25 protein-coding genes and 2 pseudogenes are annotated in these 26,185 nt (G+C 71.6%); 10 read left to right on the plus strand and 17 right to left on the minus strand.

The features are described from left to right. The 8 genes from AB0J12_RS08745 to AB0J12_RS08780 are packed head-to-tail and all read right to left on the minus strand — an operon-like array spanning position 1 to position 9,610. A complete protein-coding gene (locus AB0J12_RS08745; RefSeq protein WP_363263516.1) occupies positions 1-738 on the minus strand; it encodes an enoyl-CoA hydratase family protein in 738 nt (245 codons plus the stop codon). Continuing rightward, positions 735-2,303 (minus strand): 4-coumarate--CoA ligase family protein, encoded by a 1,569-nt coding sequence (locus AB0J12_RS08750; protein WP_363263517.1) that lies wholly within the window; start codon positions 2,301-2,303, stop codon positions 735-737. Before AB0J12_RS08750 ends, AB0J12_RS08745 begins: the two co-directional genes overlap by 4 nt. A gap of 20 nt (positions 2,304-2,323) precedes the next feature. Next, positions 2,324-3,454, minus strand: coding sequence for an acyl-CoA dehydrogenase family protein (locus AB0J12_RS08755; protein ID WP_363263518.1), 1,131 nt, complete (start codon positions 3,452-3,454; stop codon positions 2,324-2,326). A 55-nt stretch (positions 3,455-3,509) separates the two neighbouring features. Beyond that, positions 3,510-5,363, minus strand: a complete 1,854-nt coding sequence (locus AB0J12_RS08760) for a biotin carboxylase N-terminal domain-containing protein (protein WP_363263519.1) — start codon at positions 5,361-5,363, stop codon at positions 3,510-3,512. A 5-nt stretch (positions 5,364-5,368) separates the two neighbouring features. After that, positions 5,369-6,967: a carboxyl transferase domain-containing protein gene (locus AB0J12_RS08765; protein ID WP_363263520.1), complete on the minus strand. Its 1,599-nt coding sequence runs from the start codon at positions 6,965-6,967 to the stop codon at positions 5,369-5,371. Further along, positions 6,964-7,140 carry a hypothetical protein gene (locus tag AB0J12_RS08770; protein WP_363263521.1) on the minus strand — a complete coding sequence of 59 codons (177 nt, stop codon included), beginning with the start codon at positions 7,138-7,140 and terminating at the stop codon, positions 6,964-6,966. The genes AB0J12_RS08765 and AB0J12_RS08770 overlap by 4 nt, the downstream gene beginning before the upstream one ends. Beyond that, positions 7,137-8,819: an acyclic terpene utilization AtuA family protein gene (locus AB0J12_RS08775; RefSeq protein ID WP_363263522.1), complete on the minus strand. Its 1,683-nt coding sequence runs from the start codon at positions 8,817-8,819 to the stop codon at positions 7,137-7,139. Before AB0J12_RS08775 ends, AB0J12_RS08770 begins: the two co-directional genes overlap by 4 nt. Next, on the minus strand, positions 8,816-9,610 hold the full coding sequence (locus AB0J12_RS08780; protein ID WP_363263523.1) for a TIGR03084 family metal-binding protein: 795 nt from the start codon (positions 9,608-9,610) through the stop codon (positions 8,816-8,818). Before AB0J12_RS08780 ends, AB0J12_RS08775 begins: the two co-directional genes overlap by 4 nt. Positions 9,611-9,713: 103 nt before the next feature. On the opposite strand from AB0J12_RS08780, the pseudogene AB0J12_RS08785 reads away from it, so the two are divergent. Continuing rightward, a pseudogene (locus AB0J12_RS08785) lies at positions 9,714-9,842 on the plus strand (SAM-dependent methyltransferase); the annotation flags it as partial. Between the two features lie 36 nt (positions 9,843-9,878). Here the strand turns inward: AB0J12_RS08785 and AB0J12_RS08790 are convergent. Both AB0J12_RS08790 and AB0J12_RS08795 read right to left on the minus strand, forming a co-directional pair. Then, on the minus strand, positions 9,879-10,844 hold the full coding sequence (locus AB0J12_RS08790; RefSeq protein ID WP_363263524.1) for an EamA family transporter: 966 nt from the start codon (positions 10,842-10,844) through the stop codon (positions 9,879-9,881). A gap of 83 nt (positions 10,845-10,927) precedes the next feature. Further along, complete coding sequence (locus AB0J12_RS08795; RefSeq protein WP_363263525.1) at positions 10,928-13,846, minus strand: FAD-binding and (Fe-S)-binding domain-containing protein; 2,919 nt, start codon at positions 13,844-13,846, stop codon at positions 10,928-10,930. A gap of 156 nt (positions 13,847-14,002) precedes the next feature. Between AB0J12_RS08795 and serC the strand changes: the two genes are divergently transcribed. Continuing rightward, positions 14,003-15,121 (plus strand): phosphoserine transaminase, encoded by a 1,119-nt coding sequence (gene serC, locus AB0J12_RS08800; RefSeq protein WP_363263526.1) that lies wholly within the window; start codon positions 14,003-14,005, stop codon positions 15,119-15,121. Between the two features lie 57 nt (positions 15,122-15,178). Here serC and AB0J12_RS08805 read toward each other — a convergent pair. Beyond that, positions 15,179-15,853, minus strand: a pseudogene (locus AB0J12_RS08805) (cellulose binding domain-containing protein); the annotation flags it as partial. A 10-nt stretch (positions 15,854-15,863) separates the two neighbouring features. Next, entirely contained in the window at positions 15,864-16,832 is a 969-nt protein-coding gene (locus AB0J12_RS08810) for a WD40 repeat domain-containing protein (RefSeq protein ID WP_363263527.1), read from the minus strand. Positions 16,833-16,954: 122 nt separating this feature from the next. On the opposite strand from AB0J12_RS08810, the gene AB0J12_RS08815 reads away from it, so the two are divergent. Beyond that, positions 16,955-17,629, plus strand: a complete 675-nt coding sequence (locus tag AB0J12_RS08815; protein ID WP_363263528.1) for an SGNH/GDSL hydrolase family protein — start codon at positions 16,955-16,957, stop codon at positions 17,627-17,629. A gap of 72 nt (positions 17,630-17,701) precedes the next feature. After that, positions 17,702-18,280 (plus strand): Uma2 family endonuclease, encoded by a 579-nt coding sequence (locus AB0J12_RS08820; protein ID WP_363263529.1) that lies wholly within the window; start codon positions 17,702-17,704, stop codon positions 18,278-18,280. On the opposite strand, the gene AB0J12_RS08825 is transcribed toward AB0J12_RS08820, so the two are convergent. Beyond that, a complete protein-coding gene (locus tag AB0J12_RS08825) occupies positions 18,246-18,683 on the minus strand; it encodes a hypothetical protein (protein WP_363263530.1) in 438 nt (145 codons plus the stop codon). The two genes, AB0J12_RS08820 and AB0J12_RS08825, sit on opposite strands and share 35 nt — an antisense overlap. 83 nt (positions 18,684-18,766) lie before the next feature. Here AB0J12_RS08825 and AB0J12_RS08830 point away from each other — a divergent pair, with 83 nt between their 5' ends. The 3 genes from AB0J12_RS08830 to AB0J12_RS08840 are packed head-to-tail and all read left to right on the plus strand — an operon-like array spanning position 18,767 to position 20,768. Then, positions 18,767-19,570, plus strand: coding sequence for a helix-turn-helix transcriptional regulator (locus AB0J12_RS08830; protein ID WP_363263531.1), 804 nt, complete (start codon positions 18,767-18,769; stop codon positions 19,568-19,570). Next, complete coding sequence (locus AB0J12_RS08835) at positions 19,567-19,770, plus strand: DUF397 domain-containing protein (RefSeq protein WP_363263532.1); 204 nt, start codon at positions 19,567-19,569, stop codon at positions 19,768-19,770. The genes AB0J12_RS08830 and AB0J12_RS08835 overlap by 4 nt, the downstream gene beginning before the upstream one ends. 2 nt (positions 19,771-19,772) lie before the next feature. Next, the gene (locus AB0J12_RS08840; protein WP_363263533.1) at positions 19,773-20,768 is read left to right on the plus strand and encodes an aldo/keto reductase; all 996 of its coding nucleotides are present in this window, start codon (positions 19,773-19,775) and stop codon (positions 20,766-20,768) included. Between the two features lie 144 nt (positions 20,769-20,912). Here the strand turns inward: AB0J12_RS08840 and thpR are convergent, their stop codons facing one another. Beyond that, positions 20,913-21,485 carry an RNA 2',3'-cyclic phosphodiesterase gene (gene thpR / locus AB0J12_RS08845; protein WP_363263534.1) on the minus strand — a complete coding sequence of 191 codons (573 nt, stop codon included), beginning with the start codon at positions 21,483-21,485 and terminating at the stop codon, positions 20,913-20,915. Positions 21,486-21,535: 50 nt separating this feature from the next. Between thpR and AB0J12_RS08850 the strand changes: the two genes are divergently transcribed. Beyond that, positions 21,536-22,057 carry a GNAT family N-acetyltransferase gene (locus AB0J12_RS08850; protein ID WP_363263535.1) on the plus strand — a complete coding sequence of 174 codons (522 nt, stop codon included), beginning with the start codon at positions 21,536-21,538 and terminating at the stop codon, positions 22,055-22,057. 67 nt (positions 22,058-22,124) lie between these two features. On the opposite strand, the gene AB0J12_RS08855 is transcribed toward AB0J12_RS08850, so the two are convergent. Both AB0J12_RS08855 and AB0J12_RS08860 read right to left on the minus strand, forming a co-directional pair. Beyond that, entirely contained in the window at positions 22,125-23,399 is a 1,275-nt protein-coding gene (locus AB0J12_RS08855; protein WP_363263724.1) for an MFS transporter, read from the minus strand. Between the two features lie 99 nt (positions 23,400-23,498). Then, on the minus strand, positions 23,499-23,936 hold the full coding sequence (locus tag AB0J12_RS08860; RefSeq protein ID WP_363263536.1) for a MarR family transcriptional regulator: 438 nt from the start codon (positions 23,934-23,936) through the stop codon (positions 23,499-23,501). Positions 23,937-24,091: 155 nt separating this feature from the next. On the opposite strand from AB0J12_RS08860, the gene AB0J12_RS08865 reads away from it, so the two are divergent. Further along, positions 24,092-24,274 carry a ribbon-helix-helix protein, CopG family gene (locus tag AB0J12_RS08865; RefSeq protein ID WP_110636649.1) on the plus strand — a complete coding sequence of 61 codons (183 nt, stop codon included), beginning with the start codon at positions 24,092-24,094 and terminating at the stop codon, positions 24,272-24,274. Positions 24,275-24,290: 16 nt separating this feature from the next. Here the strand turns inward: AB0J12_RS08865 and AB0J12_RS08870 are convergent, their stop codons facing one another. Beyond that, on the minus strand, positions 24,291-25,742 hold the full coding sequence (locus AB0J12_RS08870; RefSeq protein WP_363263537.1) for an NCS2 family permease: 1,452 nt from the start codon (positions 25,740-25,742) through the stop codon (positions 24,291-24,293). A gap of 114 nt (positions 25,743-25,856) precedes the next feature. Here AB0J12_RS08870 and AB0J12_RS08875 point away from each other — a divergent pair, with 114 nt between their 5' ends. Further along, positions 25,857-26,129, plus strand: a complete 273-nt coding sequence (locus AB0J12_RS08875; RefSeq protein ID WP_363263538.1) for a DUF2530 domain-containing protein — start codon at positions 25,857-25,859, stop codon at positions 26,127-26,129. The last annotated feature ends 56 nt before the right edge of the window (positions 26,130-26,185 follow it).

Genomic DNA, 26,185 nt, shown 5'->3' on the forward strand with positions numbered 1-26,185 from the left:
TCACACCACCCATGCTGCGTCCCGTCTCTGGAGGAAGGCTGTCATCCCCTCCTGGGCCTGGGCGGAGGAGAACAGCCGGGCCGAGAGTGCGGTCAGGTCGGCCGCGTCCCGGTCGAATGTTTCCAGCACCCTAGTGGTGAGCAGCTGTTTCGTCTCGGCCAGGCCCTGGGGTGAGGAGCGGCGCAGGCCGTCGAGGATGGGGGCGAGGGCGTCGTCGACGTCGTCGGCGGCGGTGGTGAGCAGGCCGACGCGTACGGCTTCGGGGGCGTCGAAGCGTTCGCCGGTGAGGTAGTAGCGGGCGAGGGTGCGCGGGTCGGTGCGGGGGATCACGCACAGGGAGATCACCGCGGGGGCGACGCCGATGCGGACCTCGGTGAAGGCGAACGTGGCGGTGGTGGTGGCAGCGGCGATGTCGCAGGCGGCGAGGAGTCCGAGACCGCCGGCGCGGACGTGGCCGGTGACGCGGGCGATGACGGGTTTGCGTAGTTCGAGGATCTGCCGCAGCAGACCGACGAGGGCGTCGGGGTGGGGCGGGTCGCGCAGGTCGGCGCCGGCGCAGAAGGTGGTGCCGGTGTGGGTGAGGACGACCGCGCGGACGTCGGGGTCCTTGGCGCAGTCGGTGAGGGCGCCGACGAGGGCGGAGACGAGGGTCGCGGACAGGGCGTTGCGGGTGTCCGGGGAGTCGAGGCTGAGGATCTCGACGCCCCGGGTTCGGGTGCGGCCTACGGTGGCGGTCATGGGCGCTCCCTGAGCCGGCGCCGCAGGATCTTGCCGGAGGCGGCGCGGGGCACGGTGTCGATGAAGGTGACCTTGCGGATGCGTTTGTAGGGGGCGACGCGTTCGGCGACGTACATCATGATGTCGCCGTCGGTCAGGTCCGGCGCGGTGGGCCGGCGGACCACGTGCGCGTGCGGGATCTCGTTGCCGTCGGCGTCGTGGTCGCCGGTGACGGCGGCGTCGGCGATGCCGGGGTGGGTGAGCAGCAGTGCTTCGAGTTCGGCGGGGGCGACCTGGAAGCCTTTGTACTTGATGAGTTCCTTGACCCGGTCGACGACGAACAGCCAGCCGTCCTCGTCGACGTGGCCGACGTCGCCGGTGTGCAGCCAGCCGTCGGTGTCGATCATGGCGGCTGTGGCGTCGGGGCGGCCGAGGTAGCCCTTCATGACCTGGGGGCCGCGGATGAGGATCTCACCGGACTGGCCGGTGGAGAGGTCCTTGCCGGGGTCGTCGAGGGAGACGATCCGCATTTCGGTGCCGGCGATGAGCTTGCCGACGGTGCCGGCGGGGGCGTCGCCCATGGCGTCGAGGGGGACGACGTGGGTGCCGGGGGACAGTTCGGTCATGCCGTAGGCCTGGCCGACGGGTGGCAGTCCGAGGCGCTGGGAGCAGGCGGCGGCGAGGGCCGCGTCGAGGGGGGCTGCGGCGCTGACGAGGTACTTCAGCGACGACAGGTCGTAGTGGGCGACCAGGGGGTGCTTGGCGAGGGCGAGCACGATCGGCGGGGCCACGTACAGGCCGGTGATGCGGTGGTTCTGGAGGGCGGCGAGGAACGTCTCCAGTTCGAAGCGGGGCAGGACGACGACGGTGGCGCCCTTGCGCAGGGGCGCGTTCATCAGCGCGGTGAGCCCGTAGATGTGGAAGAACGGCAATACCGCGAGGATGCGTTCGCCGGGGCCCGTGGTGATCGCGGGCTCCAGCTGGGCGAGGTTGGTGGCGATCTGCCGGTGGGTGAGCATCACGCCCTTGGGGATGCCCGTGGTGCCCGAGGAGTACGGCAGCGCGGCCACGTCCGCCGCCGGGTCGATCGCGACGGACGGCTCGGGTGCGGCACAGGCCAGCATGTCGATCAGGGAGCGGTGGCCGGACACCTGGTCGCACACGAAGATCTCCGCGATTCCGCCGGCGAGTTCGGCGGCCCGTTGGGCGATGCCGAGCAGGGGGGAGACGGTGATGATCCAGCGGGCGGCGCAGTCGGCGAGCTGTTTGGCGAACTCCTCCGCCGTGGCGAGCGGGTGCGCCGTGGTGACGGAGGCACCGGCGCGGGTGGCGGCGTAGAAGGCGATGGGGAAGAACACCGTGTTGGGGCTGTGCAGGGCGAGTACGTCGCCCTTGCGCACCCCGGCCTCGGCGAGCGCGGCGGCGATGCGCCGGTGGAAGCGGTCCACCTGCTCGTAGGTGAGGGTGGTGCCGTCGGTGCCGTCGACGAGTGCGGGGGTGTCCGCGAACTCGGCGGCCCGGCCGAGCACGGCCTCGTGGATGGGAAGGTCTACGGGCTGGACGTCTGCGTACTCGCTGCGGAACACGGTTCCTCCAGTGCGGTCGCCTAGTACGACTTGGGCAGGCCCAGGGTCTGGTGGGAGACGTAGTTCAGAATCATCTCCCGGCTCACCGGGGCAATACGAGCCACTCGCGCCGCCGTTATCAACCTCGCGAGGCCGAACTCCCGGGTGAGGCCGTTGCCGCCGAGGGTGTGCACGGCCTGGTCGACGGCCTTCACGCAGGCCTCCCCGGCCGCGTACTTCGCCATGTTGGCGGCCTCACCGGCCCCGACGTCGTCCCCCGCGTCGTACAGATGGGCGGCCTTCTGCATCATCAGCCGGGCCAGTTCGAGGTCGATGTGGGCCTGGGCCAGGGGGTGGGCGATGGCCTGGTGGGCGCCGATGGGGGTGTTCCACACCGTGCGCTCGCGGGCGTACTCGATCGCCTTGGTGAGCGCGTGGCGGCCCATGCCGATCGCGAACGCGGCCGTCATGATCCGCTCCGGGTTCAGTCCGGCGAACAGGTGCAGCAGTCCGGCGTCCTCGTCGCCGACGAGCGCGTCGGCGGGCAGCCGCACGTCGTCCAGGATCAGCTCGAACTGCTTCTCCGCGGCGTTCAGTTCCATGTCGATCTGACGTCGGGTGAAGCCGGGGGTGTCGCGCGGGACGATGAACAGGCAGGGCTTGAGGCGTCCGGTGCGGGCGTCCTCGGTGCGGCCGACGATGAGGGTCGCGTCCGCTATGTCCACGCCGGAGACGAACACCTTGCGGCCGGTGAGCAGCCAGTCCCCGCTGTCGCCGTCGCGGCGGGCGGTGGTGGTGATGCGGTGGCTGTTGGAGCCGGCGTCGGGCTCGGTGATGCCGAAGGCCATGAGGCGGGTGCCGTCGGCGAGGGCGGGCAGCCACTCCTGCTTTTGGGCGTCGGTGCCGAAGCGGGCGATCACGGTGCCGCAGATCGCCGGGGAGACGATCATCATCAGCAGGGGGTTGCCGGCGGCGCCGAGCTCTTCCAGGACGAGGGAGAGTTCGGTGATGCCGCCGCCGCCTCCTCCGTAGGTCTCGGGGAGGTTGACGCCGATGTAGCCGAGTTTGGCCGCGTCTTGCCATACCGTCGCGGCGTCTCGGTGCGATGCGGCGAAGGCTGCGACTGCCTCGCGGAGGGCCGTGTGCTCCGCCGGTTCGATGAGGGTGGTCATTGTCGTCCTCCGGGTGCGGGTGGTGGGTGGTCGCTCGCGCAGTTCCGCGCGCCCCTTACGGGGCGCTTCCCTCGACGACGGCCAGGAGCGTGCCGACCTCCACTTGCTGTCCCTCGGTCACCGGGAGGGCCGTCAGGACTCCCGGGACCGGTGCGGAAATGCGGTGTTGCATCTTCATCGCTTCGAGCCAGACGATCGGTTCGCCCGCCTGGACACTCGATCCGGTGACGAGACCGTCGGCGATCTTGACGACCGTGCCCGGCATCGGTGCGAGCAGGGAGCCGGGGGCGTGCTGGGCGGCCGGGTCGGGGAAGCGGGGCAGGGCGCTGAGGGCGGTGCCGTTCACCCACACCCGGTCGCCGTGGCGGGCGATGTCGAATCCGCGCCGCACACCGTCCTTCTCGAGCACGACCCGGTTCGGCTGCGCACGCACCACCCGCACCCCGTCCGCCTCGGCGGCCAGCCCGTCGCGGGTGTGCCGGTAGCGGACCTCGTGCTCCTCCCCCGCCACGGCGTACCGCTTGACCTGCGGCTGGGAGGGCACGTTGCGCCAGCCGCCGAAGCGGGAGCGGCCGCAGGCGTCGGCGAGAGCGGCGGCCAGCGGGGCGAGCGGGTCGTGGGCCGGTGCGGTGAGCGCGGGGAGGTGGCGGTCGTAGAAGCCGGTGTCCATGCGGGCGGAAGTGAACTCCTCGTGGCGCAGGGAGCGTACGAGCAGGTCGCGGTTGGTGACCGGGCCGTGCAGCACCGTCCGTTCCAGGGCGCCGGCCAGGGCGCGGACCGCCTCCGCGCGCGTGGGGGCGTGCGCGACGACCTTGGCGATCATCGGGTCGTAGTGGACGCCGATGTCGTCGCCGCCGGTGAAGCCGGTGTCCAGGCGGACGCCGTCCGGGACGGCGAGGCGGTGCAGGGTGCCGGTCTGCGGGGCCCAGTCGCGCGCGGGGTCCTCGGCGTAGAGGCGGGCCTCGATCGCGTGGCCACGCGCGCGTGGCGGCTCCACGGCGAGGGCGTGACCCTCCGCCACGCGGATCTGCTCGGCGACCAGATCGAGTCCGAAGACCTCCTCGGTGACGGGGTGTTCGACCTGGAGGCGGGTGTTCATCTCCAGAAAGTGCGCTCGCCCGTCGGCGACCAGGAACTCGACGGTGCCGGCGCCGACGTAGGAGACGGCGCGCGCGGCGCGTACGGCCAGCGCGTGCAGTTCCTCGGTGAGCGCGGCCGGGAGCCCCGGCGCGGGCGCCTCCTCGATCACCTTCTGGTGGCGGCGCTGGAGGGAGCAGTCGCGGGTCCCGAGCGGCCACACCGTGCCGTGGGTGTCGGCGAGGATCTGCACCTCGACGTGGCGGCCGTTCTCCAGGTAGAGCTCGACGAAGACCTCGCCGTCCCCGAACGCGCTCGCCGCCTCGGCGCGCGCCCCCTCGAGCGCGCCCTGGAGCTCCTCCAGGCGGCGCACGATCCGCATCCCGCGCCCGCCGCCGCCCGCGGCGGCCTTCACCAGCACCGGCAGGTCGCTCTCGGTGACCTCCCGCAGCGGCTCGAGCCCCATCAGCTGCTTGGCGCGCGTCTTGGACGCCATCGCCTCGATCGCCTCGGGCGGCGGCCCGATCCAGGTCAGGCCGGCGTCGAGGACGGCACGCGCGAAGTCGGCGTTCTCCGACAGGAAGCCGTAGCCGGGGTGCACGGCGTCCGCGCCGGCCGCGAGCGCGGCCTTCACGATCAGGTCGCCGCGCAGATACGTCTCGGCGGGCGCCGCTCCCGGCAGCCGTACCGTCGAGTCCGCCACGCGCGCGTGGAGGGCGTTCTCGTCGGCGTCGGAGTGGACGGCGACGGTCCGGATGCCGAGCCCGCGGCAGGTGCGGACGATCCGGCAGGCGATCTCGCCCCGGTTGGCGACGAGCAGGGTCTGGATCATGTTCCTCACATCCGGAAGACGCCGAAGCCGCCGCGCGCGCCCTCGAAGGGCGCGGTGTGCAGGGCGGACAGGCACAGGCCGAGGACGGTGCGGGTGTCGCGCGGGTCGATGACGCCGTCGTCGTAGAGCCGCCCGGACAGGAACATCGGCAGCGACTCGGACTCGATCTGCTGTTCCACCAGCGCGCGCAGGCCCGCGTCCGCCTCCTCGTCGTACGGCTGTCCCTTGGCGGCCGCGGACTGGCGGGCGACGATCGACAGCACGCCCGCGAGCTGCTGCGGGCCCATGACGGCGGACTTGGCGCTGGGCCAGGCGAACAGGAAGCGCGGGTCGTAGGCTCGCCCGCACATGCCGTAGTGCCCGGCGCCGTAGGAGGCGCCCATCAGGACCGACAGGTGCGGCACCTTGGAGTTGGACACCGCGTTGATCATCATCGCGCCGTGTTTGATGATCCCGCCCTGCTCGTACTCCTTGCCGACCATGTAGCCGGTGGTGTTGTGCAGGAACAGCAGCGGGATGTCGCGCTGGTTGGCGAGCTGGATGAACTGGGCGGCCTTCTGCGACTCGGCGCTGAACAGCACGCCTTGGGCGTTGGCCAGGATGCCGACGGGATAGCCGTGCAGGGCCGCCCAGCCGGTGACCAGGCTGGTGCCGTACAGCGGCTTGAACTCGTCGAAGTCGGAGCCGTCCACGATCCGGGCGATGACCTCGCGCGGGTCGAACGGGGTCTTCAGGTCGCCGGGGACGATGCCGAGCAGCTCCTCGGCGTCGTACTTGGGCGGCTCGGCCGGGCCCGGGTCCGGGTACGCCTTGCGGTGGTTGAGGCGGGCGACCACGCGCCGGGCCTGCCGCAGGGCGTCGGGTTCGTCGACGGCGAAGTAGTCGGCGAGGCCCGACACGCGCGCGTGCATCTCCGCGCCGCCGAGCGACTCGTCGTCGCTCTCCTCGCCGGTCGCCATCTTCACCAGCGGCGGCCCGCCGAGGAACACCTTCGCCCGCTCCTTGACCATGATCACGTGGTCGGACATGCCGGGGATGTAGGCGCCTCCGGCCGTGGAGTTGCCGAAGACGACGGCGATCGTCGGGATGCCGGCCGCCGACAGCCGGGTCAGGTCGCGGAAGATCGCGCCGCCCGGGATGAAGATCTCCTTCTGCGAGGGCAGATCGGCGCCGCCGGACTCCACCAGGCTGATGCAGGGCAGCCGGTTGGCGAGGGCGACGTCGTTGGCGCGCAGGGCCTTCTTCAGCGACCAGGGGTTGGAGGCGCCACCGCGCACGGTCGGGTCGTTTGCGGTGATCAGGCACTCCACACCCTCGACCACGCCGATCCCGGTGACCAGGGACGCGCCGACGGTGTAGTCGCTGCCCCAGGCTGCCAGCGGGGACAGCTCCAGGAAGGGTGTGTCGGGGTCGAGCAGCAGCTCGATGCGCTCTCGGGCGAGCAGCTTGCCGCGCCCGCGGTGCCGTGCGACGTACTTCTCGCCGCCGCCCGCGAGCGCCTTGGCGTGCTCGGCGTCGAGTGCGGCGAGCTTGGCGAGCATGGCCTCGCGGTTGGCCCGGTGGTCGGGGCTCTTCACGTCCAGCGCGGAGGGCAGAACCGTCACAGCGCAGCCTCCGGGAGGTCGGCGGACAGGGCGGAAACGGGGAGGGCGGAAACGGGCGGGGCGGATACGGGCAGCGGGGATACAGACGGGCCGGCGAGCAGACCGGCGGACAGACCGGCGGACAGGTCGGTGGGAAAGTCGCTGGCCAGACCGGCGGACAGATCGGCGGTCACAGCAGGGCCTCCGGGATGTCGAGGTGGCGGGAGCGCAGCCATTCGCCGAGGGCCTTGGCCTGCGGGTCGAAGCGGTGCTGGGCGGCGACGCCGGCGCCGAGGAGACCCTCGACGACGAAGTTCAGGGCCCGCAGGTTCGGCAGCACGTGCCGGGTGACGGGCAGGTCCGCGCTCTCGGGGATCAGCTGCCGGAACCGTTCGGCCGTCAGCTCGTGCACCAGCCACCGCCAGGCCTCCTCCGACCGCGCCCACACCCCCACGTTCGCGTCCCCGCCCTTGTCCCCGCTGCGCGCCCCGGCGACCAGTCCCAGCGGGGCCCGCCGCACCGGTCCCGAGGGCAGCGGATCAGGAAGGTCCGGTTCCGCGACCGGCGACAACGCGGCCGTCTCCCCCGGCACCGGCACGGGCACGCGCCGCCCGTCGTGCAGCACCGCCTCGTGCTCGACGGCCTCCTGCGGGACGTACGCGGCCTCGAAGACCCCATAGGGAGAGCCCTTTCCCGGTGGCGCGAGCACATGGAAGCCGGGGTAACTGGCCAGCGCCAGCTCCACCGCCGCCCCGCTCAGCGCCCGTCCCACGACCCGCTGATCCGCATCCCGCACCACGAGCCGCAGCAGGGCGCTGGCCGTCTCCTCGGTGTCCGCGTCGGCCCGGTCGGTGCGGACCAGGTCCCAACGGTGGTCGCGCGGTGGCGACTTGGCCAGCACCTCGGAGAGCTGTTCGCGCACGAGTGCCGCCTTCGCCTCGATGTCCAGACCGGTCAGCACGAAGACGACCTCGTTGCGGAAGCCGCCGAGCCGGTTGACGCCGACCTTGAGCGTGGGCGGCGGCGCCTCACCGCTGACCCCCTCGATCCGCACCCGGTCGGGTCCGTCCTGGCTCAGTCGTACGGTGTCCAGCCGGGCGGTGACGTCGGGTCCCGCGTACCGGGCGCCCGCCGTCTCGTACAGCAGTTGCGCGGTGACCGTGCCCACGTCGACGAAGCCACCGGTGCCGGGGTGCTTGGTGATCACGCTGCTGCCGTCGGCGTGGATCTCGGCCAGCGGGAAGCCGGGGCGGCGCAGGTCCCGGCCGCCGTCGCGGAAGAAGGCGTAGTTGCCGCCGGTGGCCTGCGCCCCGCACTCGAGGACGTGTCCGGCGACGACCGCGCCCGCGAGGCGGTCGTAGTCCCGCGGCTGCCATCCGAAGTGGGCCGCGGCCGGACCGGTGACCAGTGCCGCGTCCGTCACCCGCCCGGTGACCACGATGTCGGCGCCCGCGCGCAGGCAGGCGGCGATGCCGTGGCCGCCGAGGTAGGCGTGCGCGGCGAGGCTGCCGGGGTGGTGCGCGGTGCGGTCGTCGCCCTCGACGTGCGCCACGCGCACCGGGACTCCGAGCCGGCCGGCGAGCGCGCGGACGGCGTCGGCGAGTCCGGCCGGGTTCAGGCCGCCGGCGTTGGCCACCAGGCGGACGCCGCGTTCGTGGGCGAGGCGCAGGCACTCCTCCAGCTGGCGCAGGAAGGTGCGGGCGTATCCGGCGGCGGGGTCCTTCAGCCGGTCGCGGCCGAGGATCAGCATGGTCAGTTCGGCGAGGTAGTCGCCGGTGAGGACGTCGAGGTCGCCGCCGGTGAGCATCTCGCGCATCGCGTCGAAGCGGTCGCCGTAGAAGCCGGAGGCGTTGCCGATGCGCAGCACGCTCATCGGGGTCCTTCCCGCGGCGGGCGGCCGGGGCCGGGCGGTCCGGCGAAGGCCTGGGCGATGCCGAGCCAGGCGTCGGCGTCGGGGCCTTCGGCGCGCAGGGCGAGGTCGGCGCGGTGGGCGCGCTGGGTGACCAGCAGGCAGAAGTCGAGGGCGGGGCCGGTGACGCGCTGCTGCGCGTCCTCGGGGCCGTAGGTCCACAGGTCGCCGGAGGGGGCACGCAGTTCGACGCGGAACTCTTCGGCGGGTACGGGCAGCCCGCGCACGCCGAAGGCGAAGTCCCGGGTGCGCACGCCGAGCCGGACCACATGCCGGAGCCGGTCGGTGGGCTGCCGCCGCACTCCGAGCGCGTCAGCCACGTCCTGTCCGTGCGCCCAGGTCTCCATCAGGCGCGCGGAGGCCATCGAGGCGCCGGCCATGGGCGGGCCGTACCAGGGGAACCGTGCGCCGGGCGGGGCCGCGCGCAGCGCCTTGTCGAGCGCGGTACGGCCTTCCCGCCAGCGCTGCAGGAGAGTGGCCGGTGGGAGGGCGGCGCCCTCGGCGGCACCCTCGTCGACGAAGGTGTCCGGCGCGGCCAGGGCCTGCTCGACCAGGGCGCGGAAGCCGTCCTCGTCGGTGACGGCGCACAGGGCCGAGCGGTCGGTCCAGGCGAGGTGGGCGATCTGGTGGGCGACGGTCCAGCCGGGCGCCGGGGTGCGGAGGGCCCACTGCCCGGTGCTCAACTGCGCCACCAGGCGGTCGAGTTCGTCGCTCTCGTCGCGCAGGTCGTCGATCACGGGCGTCGGATCTGACATGGGGGGAGCATGGCAGCGGGCATGGAAACAATCAAGCATGCTTGCATGATTTTTTCCTCCATGGCCTCACCTCGATGCTGGGAAAGGTTTCCCCTGAGAGCCGTACGTGCGGCCCGCGGAACTGGACCTGCCGGCCCGGCTCGCGGGGCTGCGGCTGCGCGCCCGCTGGGACGGCTGGGACCCCTTCATCGGCGAGAGCCGGCAGCACGTGTCGGTGCGGGAAAAGCAGGCCGACCGACCGGCCCCCACGGACGGCGCCTACGCGTGTCTACGCGTTGTGCGCGGCCTTCCCCCGCCCCACCTGAGTCCGCACCGCCCCCATGCTCGCCGCGATGACGAGGGCGATGGCGACCGCCTCGATCGGGGAGAGGGCCTGGCCGAGGATCAGGAAGCCCGCTGTGGCGGCTATGGCGGGCTCCAGGCTCATCATGATGGCGAAGGTGGGGGCGGGCAGGCGGCGCAGCGCGAGCAGTTCGAGGGTGTAGGGCAGGACGGAGGACAGCAGCGCGACCGCCGCGCCGAGCCCGAGGGTCACCGGGTCGAGGAGTCGCGTGCCGGCCTCGGCGATGCCCAGCGGCAGGAACAGCACCGCGCCGACGGCCATCGCCAGCGCCAGCCCGTCGGCCTGCGGGAAGCGGCGCCCGGTGCGCGCGCTGAAGGTGATGTAGGTCGCCCACATCGCGCCGGCCCCGAGCGCGAACGCGACGCCCACCGGGTCGAGGTCACCGAACCCGCCGCCGCTGAGCAGGAAGACGCCGCCGAGCGCCAGCCCGGCCCAGACGAGGTTGAGGGCGCGCCGGGAGGTCAGCACCGACAGGGCGAGCGGGCCGAGCACCTCCAAGGTGACCGCGGGGCCCAGCGGGATGCGGGCGACGGCCTCGTAGAACAGGCCGTTCATGCCGGCCATCGCGATCCCGAAGGCGACCACCGTGACCCAGTCGGCGCGGGAGTGGCCGCGCAGCCGGGGCCGGCAGACCAGCAGCAGCACCACGGCCGCGACCAGCAGCCGCAGCGACACCACGCCGAGGGCGCCCGCCCGCGGCATCAGCGTCACCGCGAGGGCGCCGCCGAACTGCACCGAGATGCCGCCGGCCAGCACCAGAGCAACGGGGCCGAGCGAGTCGATACGGCGGGGTTGCGGGGCGGCTGCCGCCGTCGCGAGGGCGGCTTCGGGGGTCGTCGCGGTGGCGGCGGACGTCACCGACGCGGAGGGTGCGGTGTCGGGGCGGGTCACGGGCGGTCCAGGTGCTTGTGCGGCGGGAGGGCTCGATCAATGTTCACTGTGATGGACTATCGAGTCCAGTCTAATAGACTCCGTCAGGGGCGTGAAGCCCTCTTGCCACTGTCCCGGAGGGAAGGATTCCTGTCCAGCGCTGCCGCCAGCACCTCCGCCAGGTGTCGTCCCCGCACCCCGCCGAGCTGCTCCAGCTGCGTCCGGCAGGAGAACCCGTCGGCCAGGACCACCGCGTCCTGCGGCGCCTGCCGTACCGACGGCAGCAGCTGTTCCTCCGCGCACGCCGCCGACACCTCGTAGTGGCCGCGCTCGAATCCGAAGTTCCCGGCGAGCCCGCAGCAGCCGCCGCTCAGCTCCCCAGTGAGCCCGGCCGCCTCGCGCAGCCGGCGGTCCGCCGTGTCGCCCAGTACCGCGTGCTGGTGGCAGTGGGTCTGGCCGGTCACCGGGCGGTCCAGGACCGGCGGTGTCCAGTCGGGGGCGTACCGCTCCAGGGCCTCCGCGAAGGTCACCACCCGCTTCGCCAGCCGGGCGGCCCGCGGATCGTCGTGCAGCAGCTCGGGCAGGTCGCCGCGCAGGGCGGCGGCGCAGCTCGGCTCCAGCACCACGACCGGCGCGTCCGTCTCCAGCACCGGCGCCATCAGCTCCAGCGTGCGCCGCAGCACCGCGCGCGCCTCGTCCAGCTGGCCGGTGGAGACATAGGTCAGCCCGCAGCACACCCGGCCCCGGCGGGCCGTCAGCAGCGCTGCCGCCGAGCGCGACCGCCCGTCCCCCACGGGCCGCCCGCGCATCCGCAGGGTCGGCGGCAGCACCACCCGCAGCCCGGCCGCCTCGAGCACCCGCACCGCCGCCCGGCCGACGGAGGGCGCCAGATGCTCGGTGAAGGTGTCCGGCCACAGCACGACGAGGTCGCCGTCCCCGGTGGTGCGCTGCGGCCGCCCCCGCCACCACCGGCTGAACGTCTGCCGGGCCACCCGCGGTATCTCCCGCTCGTCCGCGATGCCGCCCAGCCGTTTGCCGAACCGGGCCAGCGGCCGCACCGACGCCAGCGCGTTCACCGCACCCGCCGCGCGCAGTGACGCCACCCAGCTCAGCCACCGAGGCAGCCGCCCCATCGCGTAGTGCGCCGCCGGCCGGCGCCGGCCGGCGTAGTGGTGGTGCAGGAACTCCGCCTTGTACGTGGCCATGTCGACGCCCACCGGGCAGTCGGAGCGGCAGCCCTTGCAGGACAGGCACAGGTCGAGCGCCTCGCGCACCTCCGTCGACCGCCAGCCGTCGGTGACCACCTCCCCGGCGAGCATCTCGTGCAGCAGCCGGGCCCGTCCGCGCGTGGAGTGCTCCTCCTCCCCCGTCGCCCGGAACGACGGGCACATCACGGCCGGCCCGGCGACCGTCGTCGTACGGCATTTGGCGACCCCGACGCAGCGGCGGATCGCCGCGGAGAAGTCGCCGCCGTCGGCCGGGTAGCCGAAGGCGACGTCCACGGGCTTGCGGGGGAGGACCGAGAAACGCAGGTTGGTGTCCAGGGGGGCGGGGCGGACCAGCATGCCGGGGTTGAGCAGGTCGTCGGGGTCCCACACCGCCTTCGCCCGCTCGAACACCGACACCATCTCCGCGCCGTACATCACCGGCAGCAGCTCCGCGCGGGCCTGCCCGTCGCCGTGCTCCCCGGACAGCGAGCCGCCGTGCGCGACCACCAGGTGGGCCAGTTCCTCGGAGAAGCGGCGGAAGCGGCCGATGCCCGCCTCGGTGAGCAGGTCGAAGTCGATGCGGACATGGATGCAGCCGTCCCCGAAGTGCCCGTACGGCGTGCCGCGCAATCCGTGGGCGGTCAGCAGCGCGCGGAAGTCCCGCAGGTAGGGGCCCAGCCGGGCCGGCGGGACCGCGCAGTCCTCCCAGCCGGGCCACGCCTCCGAGCCGTCCGGCATCCTCGTCGCCGTACCGCTCGCGTCCTCCCGGATGCGCCACAGCGCCCGCTGCCCGGCCGGTTCGGTCACCACCAGGGAGTCGAGCACGTCCGCCGCGCGCAGAATCGCCTCCGCACGCGCGCGTGCCTCGTCCGGCGACCCGCCGCCCGTCTCCACGAACAGCCACGCCCCGCCCCGCGGCAGCCCCGCCGCCGTGGGCACCAGGTCGGCGGCCATGCCCTCCACAGTCAGCGGCCCGTACGGGAGCAGCCCGGCGGCGGCCTCGGCGGCGGCGCCCTCGTCGGCGTACCCCAGCACGGCCAGCGCGCGGGCGGGCGGCGCCTGGACCAGCCGTACGACCGCCTCGGTGAGCACGCCCCAGGTGCCCTCGCTGCCGCAGAAGGCGCGTGCCACGTCCGCGCCCTTCTCCGGCAGCAGCGCGTCCAGCGCGTACCCGGAGATACGCCGGGGGAGCTCCGGGAAGCCGGTCCGCAGCCGCGCCAGCTCCCCGTCCACCAGCTCCCGCAGGCCCTCGGGGGCGCCCGCCCAGCCCTGCCCGAGCCGCAGCCGCTGCCCACGCGCCGTGATCACGTCCAGTTCGCGCACGCTGTCCGCGGTGGTGCCCCAGGCCACCGAGTGGGAGCCGCAGGAGTTGTTGCCGATCATCCCGCCGAGCGTGCAGCGGCTGTGGGTGGAGGGGTCAGGGCCGAAGCGCAGTCCGTGCGGCGCGGCGGCCTCCTGGAGCCGGTCCAGCACGAGCCCCGGCTGCACCACCGCCGTCCCCGTGCCCGCGTCGAGGTCGAGCAGCCGGTTCATGTGGCGCGTGAAGTCCAGGACCACGCCCGTGCCCGTCGCCTGCCCCGCGATCGACGTGCCCCCGCCTCTGGCGACGACCGGCACGCCGCGCCGCCGGCAGATCTCCAGCGCGGCGGCCACGTCGTCGGCGTCCCGGGGCGCGACCACGCCGAGCGGGACGCGCCGGTAGTTGGACGCGTCCATGGTCACGAGCGCCCGGGCGGTCGTATCGAAACCGACCTCGCCCCGGACGGCCCGTCGCAGCTCGGCCCGCAGCATCTGAAGCCCTGCCAGATCCGTCATGCGTCCAGGATGCATCCGATCACCGACAGTCACCGAAAGGTGTCCACAGCGGCACCCCTTCAGTCGTACAACCCCACAAGTCCACCGCTTGGCGATCTCGTCTCATCGGACGGACACGTTTCCGTCCGGTTTCGCCCACCCGATACCCTCCGACTCGTGGCCGACATCCAGATTCCCGCTGACATCAAGCCCGCCGACGGACGTTTCGGCGCGGGTCCCTCCAAGGTGCGGACCGAGGCGCTGGACGCCCTCGCCGCCACCGGTGCTTCCCTCCTGGGCACCTCCCACCGCCAGGCGCCCGTGAAGAACCTGGTCGGCAAGGTGCGCGAGGGCATCTCCGAGCTGTTCCAGCTGCCCGACGGCTATGAGGTCATCCTGGGCAACGGCGGCTCCACCGCGTTCTGGGACATCGCGACCCACGGTCTGATCGAGAACAAGTCGCAGCACCTCAGCTTCGGCGAGTTCAGCTCCAAGTTCGCCAAGGCGGCCAAGCTGGCCCCGTGGCTGGAGGAGCCGACCGTCATCTCCGCCGACCCGGGCACCCACCCGCAGGCGCGGGCCGAGGCGGGCGTGGACGTGTACGCGTTCACCCACAACGAGACCTCGACCGGTGTCGCCATGCCGATCCAGCGCGTCGCCGGCGCCGACGAGGGCTCCCTCGTCCTGGTCGACGCCACCTCCGGCGCGGGCGGCCTGCCCGTCGACATCGCCGAGACCGACGTCTACTACTTCGCCCCGCAGAAGTCCTTCGCCTCCGACGGCGGCCTGTGGATCGGCGTCTTCTCCCCCGCCGCGATCGAGCGCGCCGAGCGCGTCCACGCCTCCGGCCGCCACGTCCCGGAGTTCTTCTCCCTGCCGACGGCGATCGACAACTCCCGCAAGAACCAGACGTACAACACCCCGGCCCTCGCCACGCTCTTCCTGCTGAACCAGCAGCTGGAGTGGTTCAACGGCCAGGGCGGCCTGGACTGGGCGGTGCGCCGCACGGCCACCTCCGCGCGCACCCTGTACGGCTGGGCCGAGGACGTGAAGTTCGCGACCCCGTTCGTCACCGACCCGGCCAAGCGCTCGCAGGTCATCGGCACGATCGACTTCACCGACGAGGTCGACGCTGCGGCCGTCGCCAAGGTGCTGCGCGCCAACGGCATCGTCGACACCGAGCCCTACCGCAAGCTGGGCCGCAACCAGCTGCGCGTCGCGATGTTCCCGGCGATCGACCCCGCGGACGTCGAGGCGCTGACGAAGTGCATCGACTACGTGATCGAGAAGCTCTGATCACTCCCGTACGACGGTGAGGGGCGCCCGGCACCGGCCGGGCGCCCCTCGCGCGTCTCACGCCGCCGTGCAGCTCACGCTGGGCACGCCGGCGCCCCCGGGTGCGCCGCCGAAGCCGAAGCCGGCCGAACCGCCCGCCGGTACCGATCCGTCGTGAGCGGCGTCGACGGCGGTCACGCTCTGTCCGCTCTGGGCGGCGGTGGCGTTCCAGATGTTCGTGATCTTCTGGGACCCGGAGAAGGTCCACGTCACCTTCCAGGAGGACAGCGCGGTGGTTCCCGTGTTGCTGACCTTCACCTCGGCGTTGAAGCCGCTGCCCCAGTCGTCGGTGACGGTGTAGGTGGCACTGCACGCGCGCGTGCCGCCGCCTCCGTCACCGCCCCCGCCGCCCCCACCGCCGCCGCCCGTGCCCGTGCCCGTGCCCGGGAAGAGCGGCGCCTTGATGCCCGCGAGGTAGCCGTCCTTGACGGTGTCGACGGTGGTCCAGTCGCTGTTGAGGATGCCGCCGGTGTCACCGGAGTTGGGGTTCAGGGACCAGAAGGTCCAGTGGAAGGAGTCGCCGCCGTACGTCGACGTGGGCCTCAGGTAGTCGGCGAGGGCGGCCAGCCACTTCTGGTCGACCGGCGACTGGAGGGTGGTGCCGAACTCCCCGACCCACACGGGAGCGATGTTCTGCTTGAAGACGTAACCCCAGTACTTGTCCCAGACACCGGGCATGTTGGCGGGGAACGAAGCCTCCTGGTCAGCCGCGCCGGAACAGCCGTCGCACCCCGAACAGGGCGAGGCAGGCGGCGCCCACGGCCAGGGCACCGGTCGACAGACTGATGCCCGGTCCGTCCCCACCGCCCTTGCCCGCAGCCGACGCCCCGTCCCCCGCACCGGAGTCGGCGGAACCGCCGGGCGCGTCCTGGGCGACGACCTCGCTCCCGGCGCCCTCACTGCTGAAGAGCAGCTTCTTGGCGTCGGCGGAGTAGGTGACGCCCTCGCCCTGCCGTTGCAGGGGCACGTCCAGCCGGCCGGTCTTCTTGATCTTCCCGCCGTCGAAGTCGTAGGCGATGCCGCCGAAGTAGCCGCGTACGACGAGGTGTTCGCCGTCCGGGGAGAAGGCGGCGTCGGTCGCCCACAGGTCGACGGGGGCGACGGGCCGGAAGAGATTGCTCCCGGAGGTGGACAGCTTGGCCGGGCCCTCGAAGAGATGGCCGCCGTCCTCGTGCTTGTCGATGATGTAGACGCGCCCGGTCCTGGGGTGGACGACCAGCGACTCGGCGTCGCGCGGCCCGCCCTCGTACTTCACCACGTACTGCGTCGCCTTGACGGTCTGGTCCTTCAACTCCTTCGGCTCGGGCAGCCGGTAGATCCACACGTACGGCCACCGGCCGCCGAAGTTGTCGCCGATGTCGCCGACGTAGATCTCGTTGCCGGGCCCGATGGAAATGGCCTCGACATCCCGGGGCGAGCCGATGCCCTTGAGGGTGAGCCGGGCGACGGTACGGCCCGTGGAGCCGTCCACCGCGTACAGGTACGGCCCGTCGTCGCTGTCGTTGTGCGTCCAGTAGATCCCGGGGTGCAGCCGGGAGGCGGCGAGGCCGCTGGACTCCGTGATGCGCGGGTCCTGAAGGGTGAACCCCTGGTCGCCGTCGGCGGCGGAGGCGGGCACGGCGAGCGCACCCACGAGCAGGAACCCGGCGAGCAGGGCGAACGGTCGGCGCATGCCCTCCAGCCTGCCATCCCGCTGCGCGGAGCGTGATCCGTGGCCGGTCCGGGGCTGGTCCGTGGCCGGTTTCACACCGCACCCCGGGGGTCGGCCGGGTGCGGATCGTCCATGATGAGCGGATGCTCAGGTTCATGCCCGTCGGTGACTCCCAGACGATCGGCAGCGCCGGTGAACACACCTGGCGTTACCGCATGTGGCAGCACCTGTGCACCACATACGGCGGCCCCTTCGAGATCGTCGGCCCGCGCGAGACGCTGTACGACCAGCACGCCGGCGCGCCCGCCTCCTACGCCTACGCCGACCCGGAGTTCCCCCGCGCCCACCTGGCCGGCTGGGGCGAGGGCTGGCTGCACATGGCGCCGCTGATCGAGGACGCGGTACGCGAGCACCGGGCCGACGTCCTGCTGATCTCCCTGGGCCTGATCGACCTCGGCTTCTACACCAACGCCGAGCAGACGGCCGACAACGTGCGGGCGTTCGTCGAGGGGGCGCGGGCCGCCAACCGGCAGGTGCGGATGGTGGTGCTGCCGGTGATCCCCAATGTGCGGGCCACGGCGGACGAGCCCTTCGCGGCGGAGGTCGCCCGCTTCAACGAGCTGCTGGGCAAGGCCATCGCCGACCTGGACACCCCCGGCTCGCCCCTCCTGCTCGCCTCACCCCCGGCGGACTACGACCTCCACACCGACACCTACGACGGGACGCACCCGAGCGCGAGCGGGGAACGGAAGATCGCCGGCGCGTTCGCGGAGGCCCTGTGGCAGGCGTGGGGGGTCGGCGGGCCGTACTGCCCGTGACACGGTCACCGTGCGTATCGTTGTTATGCGCGGCTGTGTCCGTTCGTGGGGCAGCCGGGGAGGAGCGCCACGATGACCGTCGTCGAAGACAGGATCGAGATGGCCAATAGCGGCAGCGCGTTCACGCTCGACGAGTTGTTTGACCGGCTCGAGAACATGCCCGTCCCCGAGGGATACAAGGTCGAAATCGTCGAGGGGACCATCTCCATGGTGCCGCGGCGGGACGTGCACTGGCAGACCATCCGCCGGATCGTCCGGGCTCTTGAGGACACCTTCGGGATGGACGTGAACGTCCTGTCGGACGTCCGCATCGATTTCCCGGGCCTTCTGAACGGCTACGCCCCGGACGTGGCAAAGATGCGCGAGGGCGCCGAGAAGAGCGCCAAGGGCGCGTGGCGTCATCAGGACGTCGAGTTCGTCGCCGAAGTCATCTCCCAAGGCACCGCGGCCAATGACTACGGACCCAAGAAGGCTGCCTACGCCAAGGCTCACGTCCCCGTCTATTTGGTCGCCGACCCCTACCAGCGGCGCTGCCACGTCTACACGAAGCCGGACGGCGACGACTACGCGATGGAGACGACGGTCGATTTCGGGTACGACGTCGATCTCGTCGACTTCACTCTGAGCACCGCCGACTTCCCCCACGACTGACGACACCCTCCACCACCTCCCGCAGCAGCTCCCCCGCCACGAACGGCGCCTTCTGCGAGGGTGCCGAGCGCCATGACAACGGCCACGTCATGCCGGTCAGCGCCGGTACACCCACGTAGGCCAGCGTTCCGTGACGGCGGGTCAACGCCCTTACGCCGGGCGGCCAGCGGAACTCCGACGCGGTGTGCGGGGGCAACAGGAAGTACAGGTTCCGGTCGCCGGAGACCTCGCGGATGACCGGGCCCGCGTCGAACTCCGCGCACACCATCAACTCCGTTGCGACACGCTCGCCCTGGTCACCTCGGATCCGTACGGCGTCGAAGTGCACGCCCGCGTGGCGGAGGGCGTGACCGGAGGCGGGGATCCAGGCCGGGATCCAGGGGGCGTCGATTCTCTCGTTCATGCAGCACAGGGTTGCGGGTCGTCACATACTGTGACCAGAGGTTCGTAACGCCCGTGCGGGGCTGTGTACTTGGGGAGGCGGTTGTGTACCCCGGTGAACGGGGGTCGGCTACGTTCGGCGCGCTGCTGCGGTTCTATCGAGAGCGGGCCGGGCTGACGCAGGAGGGCCTGGGCAAGCACGTCGGCTATTCCAAGTCCCAGGTGGCCATGGTGGAGCGGGGCGAGCGCTACCCGAGGGGCAGCTTCGTCGAGATCGCGGACGGGGTGGTGGGTGCACAGGGTGCACTGCTGGTCCTGGCCGAGAAGGAGTTCAGCAGGCTGCCTCCTTGGACCGAGGACTACCTCGCGGAGGAGAGGAAGGCCGCCGCGCTGCACGTGTACCAGACCCATCTGGTGCCGGGCTCACTCCAGACCGAGGCCTACTCGCGGGCGGTCTTCCGCGCCAATCGGTGTCCCATCCTGGACGACGAGGAGATCGAGAAGCGCGTCACGTCCCGACAGGAACGCCGGCAGCTCTTCACACGGAAGCCCGCGCCGCAGATCAGCTACATCGTCGAAGAGAGCGTTCTGACGCGCCCGTTGGGCGGCGCGAAGACGCTCAAGGAGCAGTTGCACCACATCCTCGAGATCGGCGGGCTTCGGCACGTCGAGATCCAGGTGATGCCGCACGACCGGGAAGATCACGCGGGGCTCGCCGGACGCATGAGCCTGCTGGAGACCGCCGACCGGCACCGGCTCGCCTACGTCGAAGGCCATCGCGGCGGCTACTTCGTACGCGAACAGCCCGACGTCGCTGACCTGTTCGGCAAATATGGCATTCTGCGAGCGCAGGCTCTCACCCCCGAGGAGTCCGCGAAGCTGATCGAAGAGGTGGCACGGGAGCTATGAGCACGGACCTCCACTGGCGCAAGAGCAGCTACAGCGACGGCGAGGGAGAGTGCGTAGAGGTCGCCATCGCCCCCACCACCATCCACCTCCGCGACTCCAAGACCCCCGCCACCCCCCACCTCGCCCTCTCCCCCGCCACCTGGACGACCTTCCTCGGCAGCCCCTTGCTTCGAGCGCACTTCAAGCCGTTGGCTGAGTAGTCATGAAGTACACGCAGCTCGGACGCACCGGACTCAAGGTCAGCCGACTCGTTCTCGGCACGATGAACTTCGGCCCCCAGACCGACGAACCCGACAGCCACGCCATCATGGACGCGGCGCTCGACGCGGGGATCAACTTCTTCGACACCGCCAACGTCTACGGCTGGGGCGAGAACAAGGGCCGGACCGAAAGCATCATCGGCAACTGGTTCGCCAAGGGTGAGGGGCGGCGCGACAAGGTCGTCCTCGCCACCAAGGTGTACGGCAACATGGCCGCCGACGGCGCCGCGCCCTGGCCGAACCACGACAAGCTCTCCGCGGTGAACATCCGGCGGGCCGTCGACGCGAGCCTGAAGCGGCTGCAGACGGACCACATCGACGTCTACCAGTTCCACCACATCGACCGGGCCACCCCGTTCGAGGAGGTCTGGCAGGCGATCGACGTCCTGATCCAGCAGGGCAAGATCCTCTACGTCGGCTCCTCCAACTTCCCCGGGTACAAGATCGCCCAGGCCAACGAGATCGCCGCCCGGCGTGGCGGGACGATCGGCCTGGTCAGCGAGCAGTGCCTGTACAACCTCGCCGAGCGCCGCGCCGAGATGGAGGTCATCCCGGCCGCGCAGGACTACGGTCTCGGCGTCATCCCGTGGTCGCCGCTGCACGGCGGGCTGCTGGGCGGTGTGATCAAGAAGGAGGTCGAGGGCGGACGCCGGGCCTCCGGGCGCGCGGCGGACACCCTCAAGGACCCGTCCTCCCGGGCGCAGATCCAGGCGTACGAGGACCTGGTCGACAAGCACGGCCTGGAGCCGGGCGAGGTCGCGCTGGCCTGGCTGCTGACCCGGCCGGGCGTCACCGGCCCGATCGTCGGTCCGCGCACCGCGCAGCAGCTCGAGTCGGCGATCAGGGCGACCGGGCTGGAGCCGAGCGAGGAGCTGCTGACCGGGCTGGACGAGATCTTCCCGGGTCCGGGTCCGTCGCCGGAGGCGTTCGCCTGGTAGCAGGCCCGAGCGGACCTACGGCAGGCGTGCGGGGCGGTGGTCGGCTACTTCCCGGCCACCGCCGCCACGATCACCACCACGAACATCAGCACGAGCACACCGGCCATGATCCGGTTTCGGGTCTTCGGGTCCACGGCGTCGAGCCTAGCCGGACACGCCGAGTGACCATCGTTCGACCGCCTCGTAGCGGGGCTGCTCGCCCGGGACGCCCGAGCGCGGCAGGTTGCTCCGCATGAGCACCAGCTCGCCGACCGTCCAGCGCGGGGAGGCGAAGGAGTCCAGGGCCGCCAGACACGGCCGTACGTCCGCGCCCGCCCTGCTCCTGGCCACGGTCAGGTGCGCTTTGTACCGACGGTGCTCGCCCATCGCCACGCCCGCCTTGCGGCCGGCCGCCTCGGCGCGCTCGGCCAGCAGCCGCAGGGTGTCCACGTCGCCGTCCGCGCCGGTCCACAGGGCGCGGCCGTGCCCGAACTGCCCGCCGCCGCGCAGGGCGATCTCGAAGGGGGCGGTGCGGTGGGCCGCGCGCGCCAGCCGCTCCGACAGCTCCGGTACGACGTCGTCGCCGACCTCGCCGTAGAAGGCGAGCGTGAAGTGCCAGCCGGGGCGGCCGGTCCAGCGCAGCCCGTCCGCGCCGGGCAGCCGCTTCAACGCGTCGACTTCGGCGGCGAGTTCGCGGGTGACGTCGTCGGGCGGCAGGACGGCGGCGAAGAGTCTCATGGCACCGATTTTCCCGGCGGCGGGCGTCCCTCGCCCGGCATCATGGCCGGATGGAGATCACCGTCCGAGAAGGCACCCCCCGCGACCTGCCCGTGATACTCGGCATGCTCGACAGCAGTGTGGAGTGGCTGGCCTCCCAGGGACGCACCGGCCAGTGGGGGACCAAGCCCCTTTCGCAGAATCCCGGGACGGTGGAGTCGGTCGCCCGGTACATGGCCGGGGGCAGCACCTTCATCGCCGAGGCCGACGGTGTGCCGGCCGCCACCCTCATCCTCACCGACGCGCCCGGCGCGTACCTGTCCCACCTGCCGCCGCCCGGTGAGCCGGAGCGGTACATCCACTGGCTCGCCTCCGACCGCCGCTTCAAGGGGCACGGCGTGGGCAGCGTCCTGCTCGCGCACGCCGCCGAGGTGACCCGGCAGGCGGGCGTCGGGCTGCTCCGGGTGGACTGCTACGCGGGCGGCGACCGCAGGCTCGTGGCCTACTACGAGGCCAACGGATTCACCCCGGCCGAGGCGTACACCGTGGGCGAGAACGACTGGCCGGGGCTGGTGCTGGCCCGCCGGGTCTAGGCCCGGTCACCGGCGTCGGCCGCTCCCGGCCCGGGCCCGTGGCATCACGGGCCGGGGCGGCGTGGCATCACGCTGCCGGCGCCAGGTCCTCCCTGCGCTCGCGCGGCACGAAGCGGACCTCGGGGTGGCCGCTCTTCCAGCCGACCGACAGGCGCAGCCCGCCCGCCCGGGCCAGGGCGAGGGCGATGCCGGCGGCCGCGACCGCGGAGATCGCGCCGCCGGCCGCGAGGCCGGCCCGGACGCCGTAGGTGTCGGTGATCCAGCCGGCGATGGGCGCGCCGATGGGCGTGCCGCCCATGAACACCATCATGTACAGGGCCATGACGCGGCCTCGCATGGCCGGGTCGGTGGTCATCTGGACGCTGGTGTTGGCGGTGACGTTGACCGTCATGCCGAACATGCCGATGGGGGCCATCAGCAGCGCGAACAGCCACAGCGACGGCGCCGCCGCGGCCACCATCTCCAGCACGCCGAACATCAGCGCCGCCCCGATGAGCACCCGCATCCGGGACGTGCCGCGGCGGGCCGCGAGCAGGGCGCCGGCGAGGGAGCCGACCGCCATGACGGTGTTGAACAGGCTGTAGGAGCCGGCACCGGCATGGAAGACGTCGTCGGCGAAGGCCGACAGGTACACCGGGAAGTTGAAGCCGAAGGTGCCGATGAAGCCGACCAGCGCGATCGTCCAGATCAGCTCGGGTCGCCCGGCCACATAGCGCAGGCCCTCCCGCAGCTGGCCCTTGCCGCGCGGCGCGCGCTCGACGACGTGCAGTTCACGGGCGCGCATCAGCAGCAGTGAGCCGATGGTGAAGGCGAAGGACAGGCCGTTGAAGAGGAAGGCGTAGCCGGTGCCCACGCCGGTGATCATCAGGCCGGCGACGGCGGGGCCGACCAGACGGGCGGACTGGAAGTTCGCCGAGTTCAGGCTGACCGCGTTCTGCAGCTGGGCGGGGCCGACCATCTCGGAGACGAAGGACTGGCGGGCCGGGTTGTCGACGACCGTGGCGAGGCCGACCAGGAACGCGGCGACGTAGACGTGCCAGACCTGGACCTGCCCGGTGAGTGTGAGGGCGGCCAGCACGAGGCCGGTGACGCCCATCGCGGCCTGCGTGAACAGCAGCGTGCGGCGCTTGGGCAGCCGGTCGACGAGGACACCGCCGTAGAGGCCGAAGAGCAGCATCGGCAGGAACTGCAGCGCGGTGGTCACGCCGACGGCGGTGGCGGAGCCGGTGAGGCTGAGCACCAGCCAGTCCTGCGCGATGCGCTGCATCCAGGTGCCGGTGTTGGAGACGACCTGGCCCAGGAAGAAGAGGCGGTAGTTCCTGATCTTCAGCGAACTGAACATCGAGGAGGAGCGGCGGGGGTTGTGGGTGGTCTTTGGTCCGGGGGCGGAAGGTGTTCCGGGTCCCGTACTCAAAAGCGTTCGCCTCCTTGTTCCGACTGCTTACAGATGCGCGAGCTTCTCCAGCACGGGGGCGGCCGCGCGCAGCGTGGCCCACTCGTCCTCGTCGAGGTTGTCGACCAGGGCGGCCAGGAAGGCGTTGCGCTTGGCGCGGCTCTCGGCGAGCATCACCTCGGCCTGCTCGGTCTTGGTGACGACCTTCTGGCGCCGGTCCTCGGGGTGCGGCTCCAGCCGGACCAGGCCCTTGGCCTCCAGCAGCGCGACGATGCGGGTCATCGACGGCGGCTGGACGTGCTCCTTGCGGGCCAGCTCGCCGGGTGTGGCGCTCCCGCACAGGGAGAGGGTGCCCAGCACCGACATCTCGGTGGGGCTCAGTGACTCGTCGACCCGCTGGTGCTTGAGGCGACGGGACAACCGCATCACGGCGGAACGGAGGGAGTTCACGGCGGCCGCGTTGTCGCCATGGGTGAGGTCCGGCATGTCCTTAGCGTAACTCATTACTCTGGCTAACAACTGCCGGACGCGCCGAGGTATGCCCGTGACTCCGGTCACTGATGCGCGGGGATCACTCATATGGGTGATCCGGGAGCGGAACGAGACGCACCGGCCGGAATGCTGAGGCAACCCTCGTGTGCATGGGGACCAGCGTGCTCAGCCTGCGGATAGACGGGGAGCTGCTCGAAAGGCTCCGGCACCATGCGGCGAAAAGAGGAATGAGCGTCCAGGACTATGTCGTCCGGACGCTCATTCGCGATGACTTCGACGAGCGGTTCCAGGCCGCCGTCGAGGAGACGGAGAAGTTCTACGGGCTCACGTGAGGGCCATCGAGACGGCTCACGTCAGACCCAGGGCCGGCATCAGGTAGTAGAAGGCGAAGACCGCCGAGACGACGTACATCGCCACCGGCACATCCTTGGCGCGGCCGGCCGCCAGCCGCAGGGCCGTGAAGGTGATGAAGCCCATGCCGATGCCGTTGGTGATCGAGTACGTGAACGGCATGATCAGCATCGTCACGAAGGCCGGGATCGCGATCGTGTAGTCGGCCCAGTCGATCTCCTTGATCGAGCCGGCCAGGATCAGGAAGCCGACGGCGACCAGCGCCGGGGTGGCCGCCTGGGACGGCACCATCGTGGCGATCGGCGTCAGGAACAGGGCGATGGCGAACAGACCGCCGGTGACGACGTTCGCGAGGCCGGTGCGCGCGCCCTCGCCGACACCGGCCGTGGACTCCACGAAGCAGGTGGTGGCCGACGACGAGCTGGCGCCGCCCGCGGCGACGGCGATGCCGTCGACGAAGAGGACCTTGTTGATGCCGGGCATCTGGCCCTTGGCGTCGGTCAGCTTGGCCTCGTCGGAGACGCCCATGATCGTGCCCATCGCGTCGAAGAAGCACGACAGCAGGACCGTGAAGACGAACAGCACGCCGGTCAGCACGCCGACCTTGTCGAACCCGCCGAACAGGCTGACCTTGCCGACCAGCCCGAAGTCGGGCATCTCGACCGGATTGCCGGGCCACTTCGGGGTGGTCAGACCCCAGCTCGGCACCTTGGCGACGGCCTCGATGATCATCGCGATGATCGTCATGACGACGATCGAGACCAGGATCGCGCCGGGCGTCTTGCGCACGATCAGCGCCAGCGTGAGCAGCACGCCGAGGATGAAGACGAGGACCGGCCAGCCGTTGAGGTGACCGGTGGCGCCCAGCTGGAGCGGGACGGTGGTGTGGGCGACGTCCGGGATGCGGGAGACGAAACCGGAGTCGACCAGGCCGATCAGCATGATGAACAGGCCGATACCGATCGAGATCGCCTTGCGCAGGCCGTACGGGACGGCCGTCATCACGCGTTCGCGCAGCCCGGTGGCGACCAGCAGCATCACCACGAAGCCGGCGAGGACGACCATGCCCATCGCGTCCGGCCAGGACATGCGCGGGGCGAGCTGGAGGGCGACGACGGAGTTCACCCCGAGACCGGCGGCGAGCGCGATCGGCACGTTGCCGATGACACCCATCAGCAGCGTGGTGAAGGCGGCGGTGAGCGCGGTGGCGGTGACCAGCTGGCCGTTGTCCAGCTGGTGGCCGTACATGTCCTTCGCGCTGCCCAGAATGATGGGGTTCAGCACGATGATGTAGGCCATCGCGAAGAAGGTGGCCAGACCACCACGGACCTCGCGCGCCAGGGTGCTGCCACGCTCCGAGATCTTGAAGTAGCGGTCGAGGGCGCCGTAGGCGGGCGCCTTGCCCGGCTGCTCGGGCGCGGGGACCTTGGCAGGTGCCGAGGTGGACATTTGTGGGTTCCTACGACTAGAAAGGGACACAGACAAACGGTTTCAGTATGAACATATGAGTTCCATGATTGCCATCTCCGCGCGTAGAACGGTGGAACTCGTAAGCTGTGCGTCATGGCGAAGTGGACCCCGCAGCACGAGGCGCCGGAACCCCTCGAGGGCCCGGTCGTGGCAACCATCACCGGCGGCACGATCCTGTGGTTCGTCCTCTTCCTGGCCCAGCTGCCCTTCTACGGCTGGTTCGACGACCACGGGCACACGTGGTGGGTGTGGACCTGCCTGGCCGGCGGCGGCCTCGGCCTGATCGGCATCTGGTACGTCCGCAAGCGCGACGCGGCGCTCAAGCGGGCGGCCGCAGCGGCCGAGGAGGGCACGCTCCAGGAGTGAGCTCGCCGGGGGCACCCGAGGGGTGAACGCCCGCGTCCCCACGTACCGTCGAATGC

The sequence above is a fragment of the Streptomyces sp. NPDC049915 genome (genome assembly GCF_040656475.1).
GTDB lineage: Bacteria > Actinomycetota > Actinomycetes > Streptomycetales > Streptomycetaceae > Streptomyces.

Bases quoted from the DNA above. Each gene is read 5' to 3' on its own strand.
- AB0J12_RS08835 (WP_363263532.1), top strand. From the start codon at position 19,567: ATGAGCACGGACCTCCACTGGCGCAAGAGCAGCTACAGCGACGGCGAG.
- AB0J12_RS08850 (WP_363263535.1), top strand. From the start codon at position 21,536: ATGGAGATCACCGTCCGAGAAGGCACCCCCCGCGACCTGCCCGTGATA.
- AB0J12_RS08865 (WP_110636649.1), top strand. From the start codon at position 24,092: ATGGGGACCAGCGTGCTCAGCCTGCGGATAGACGGGGAGCTGCTCGAA.
- AB0J12_RS08860 (WP_363263536.1), bottom strand. From the start codon at position 23,936: ATGCCGGACCTCACCCATGGCGACAACGCGGCCGCCGTGAACTCCCTC.
- AB0J12_RS08870 (WP_363263537.1), bottom strand. From the start codon at position 25,742: ATGTCCACCTCGGCACCTGCCAAGGTCCCCGCGCCCGAGCAGCCGGGC.
- AB0J12_RS08820 (WP_363263529.1), top strand. From the start codon at position 17,702: ATGACCGTCGTCGAAGACAGGATCGAGATGGCCAATAGCGGCAGCGCG.
- AB0J12_RS08760 (WP_363263519.1), bottom strand. From the start codon at position 5,363: ATGATCCAGACCCTGCTCGTCGCCAACCGGGGCGAGATCGCCTGCCGG.
- AB0J12_RS08755 (WP_363263518.1), bottom strand. From the start codon at position 3,454: ATGACCACCCTCATCGAACCGGCGGAGCACACGGCCCTCCGCGAGGCA.
- AB0J12_RS08815 (WP_363263528.1), top strand. From the start codon at position 16,955: ATGCTCAGGTTCATGCCCGTCGGTGACTCCCAGACGATCGGCAGCGCC.
- AB0J12_RS08745 (WP_363263516.1), bottom strand. From the start codon at position 738: ATGACCGCCACCGTAGGCCGCACCCGAACCCGGGGCGTCGAGATCCTC.
- AB0J12_RS08795 (WP_363263525.1), bottom strand. From the start codon at position 13,846: ATGACGGATCTGGCAGGGCTTCAGATGCTGCGGGCCGAGCTGCGACGG.
- AB0J12_RS08775 (WP_363263522.1), bottom strand. From the start codon at position 8,819: ATGAGCGTGCTGCGCATCGGCAACGCCTCCGGCTTCTACGGCGACCGC.
- AB0J12_RS08875 (WP_363263538.1), top strand. From the start codon at position 25,857: ATGGCGAAGTGGACCCCGCAGCACGAGGCGCCGGAACCCCTCGAGGGC.
- AB0J12_RS08825 (WP_363263530.1), bottom strand. From the start codon at position 18,683: ATGAACGAGAGAATCGACGCCCCCTGGATCCCGGCCTGGATCCCCGCC.
- thpR (WP_363263534.1), bottom strand. From the start codon at position 21,485: ATGAGACTCTTCGCCGCCGTCCTGCCGCCCGACGACGTCACCCGCGAA.
- AB0J12_RS08810 (WP_363263527.1), bottom strand. From the start codon at position 16,832: ATGCGCCGACCGTTCGCCCTGCTCGCCGGGTTCCTGCTCGTGGGTGCG.
- AB0J12_RS08780 (WP_363263523.1), bottom strand. From the start codon at position 9,610: ATGTCAGATCCGACGCCCGTGATCGACGACCTGCGCGACGAGAGCGAC.
- AB0J12_RS08840 (WP_363263533.1), top strand. From the start codon at position 19,773: ATGAAGTACACGCAGCTCGGACGCACCGGACTCAAGGTCAGCCGACTC.
- AB0J12_RS08855 (WP_363263724.1), bottom strand. From the start codon at position 23,399: ATGTTCAGTTCGCTGAAGATCAGGAACTACCGCCTCTTCTTCCTGGGC.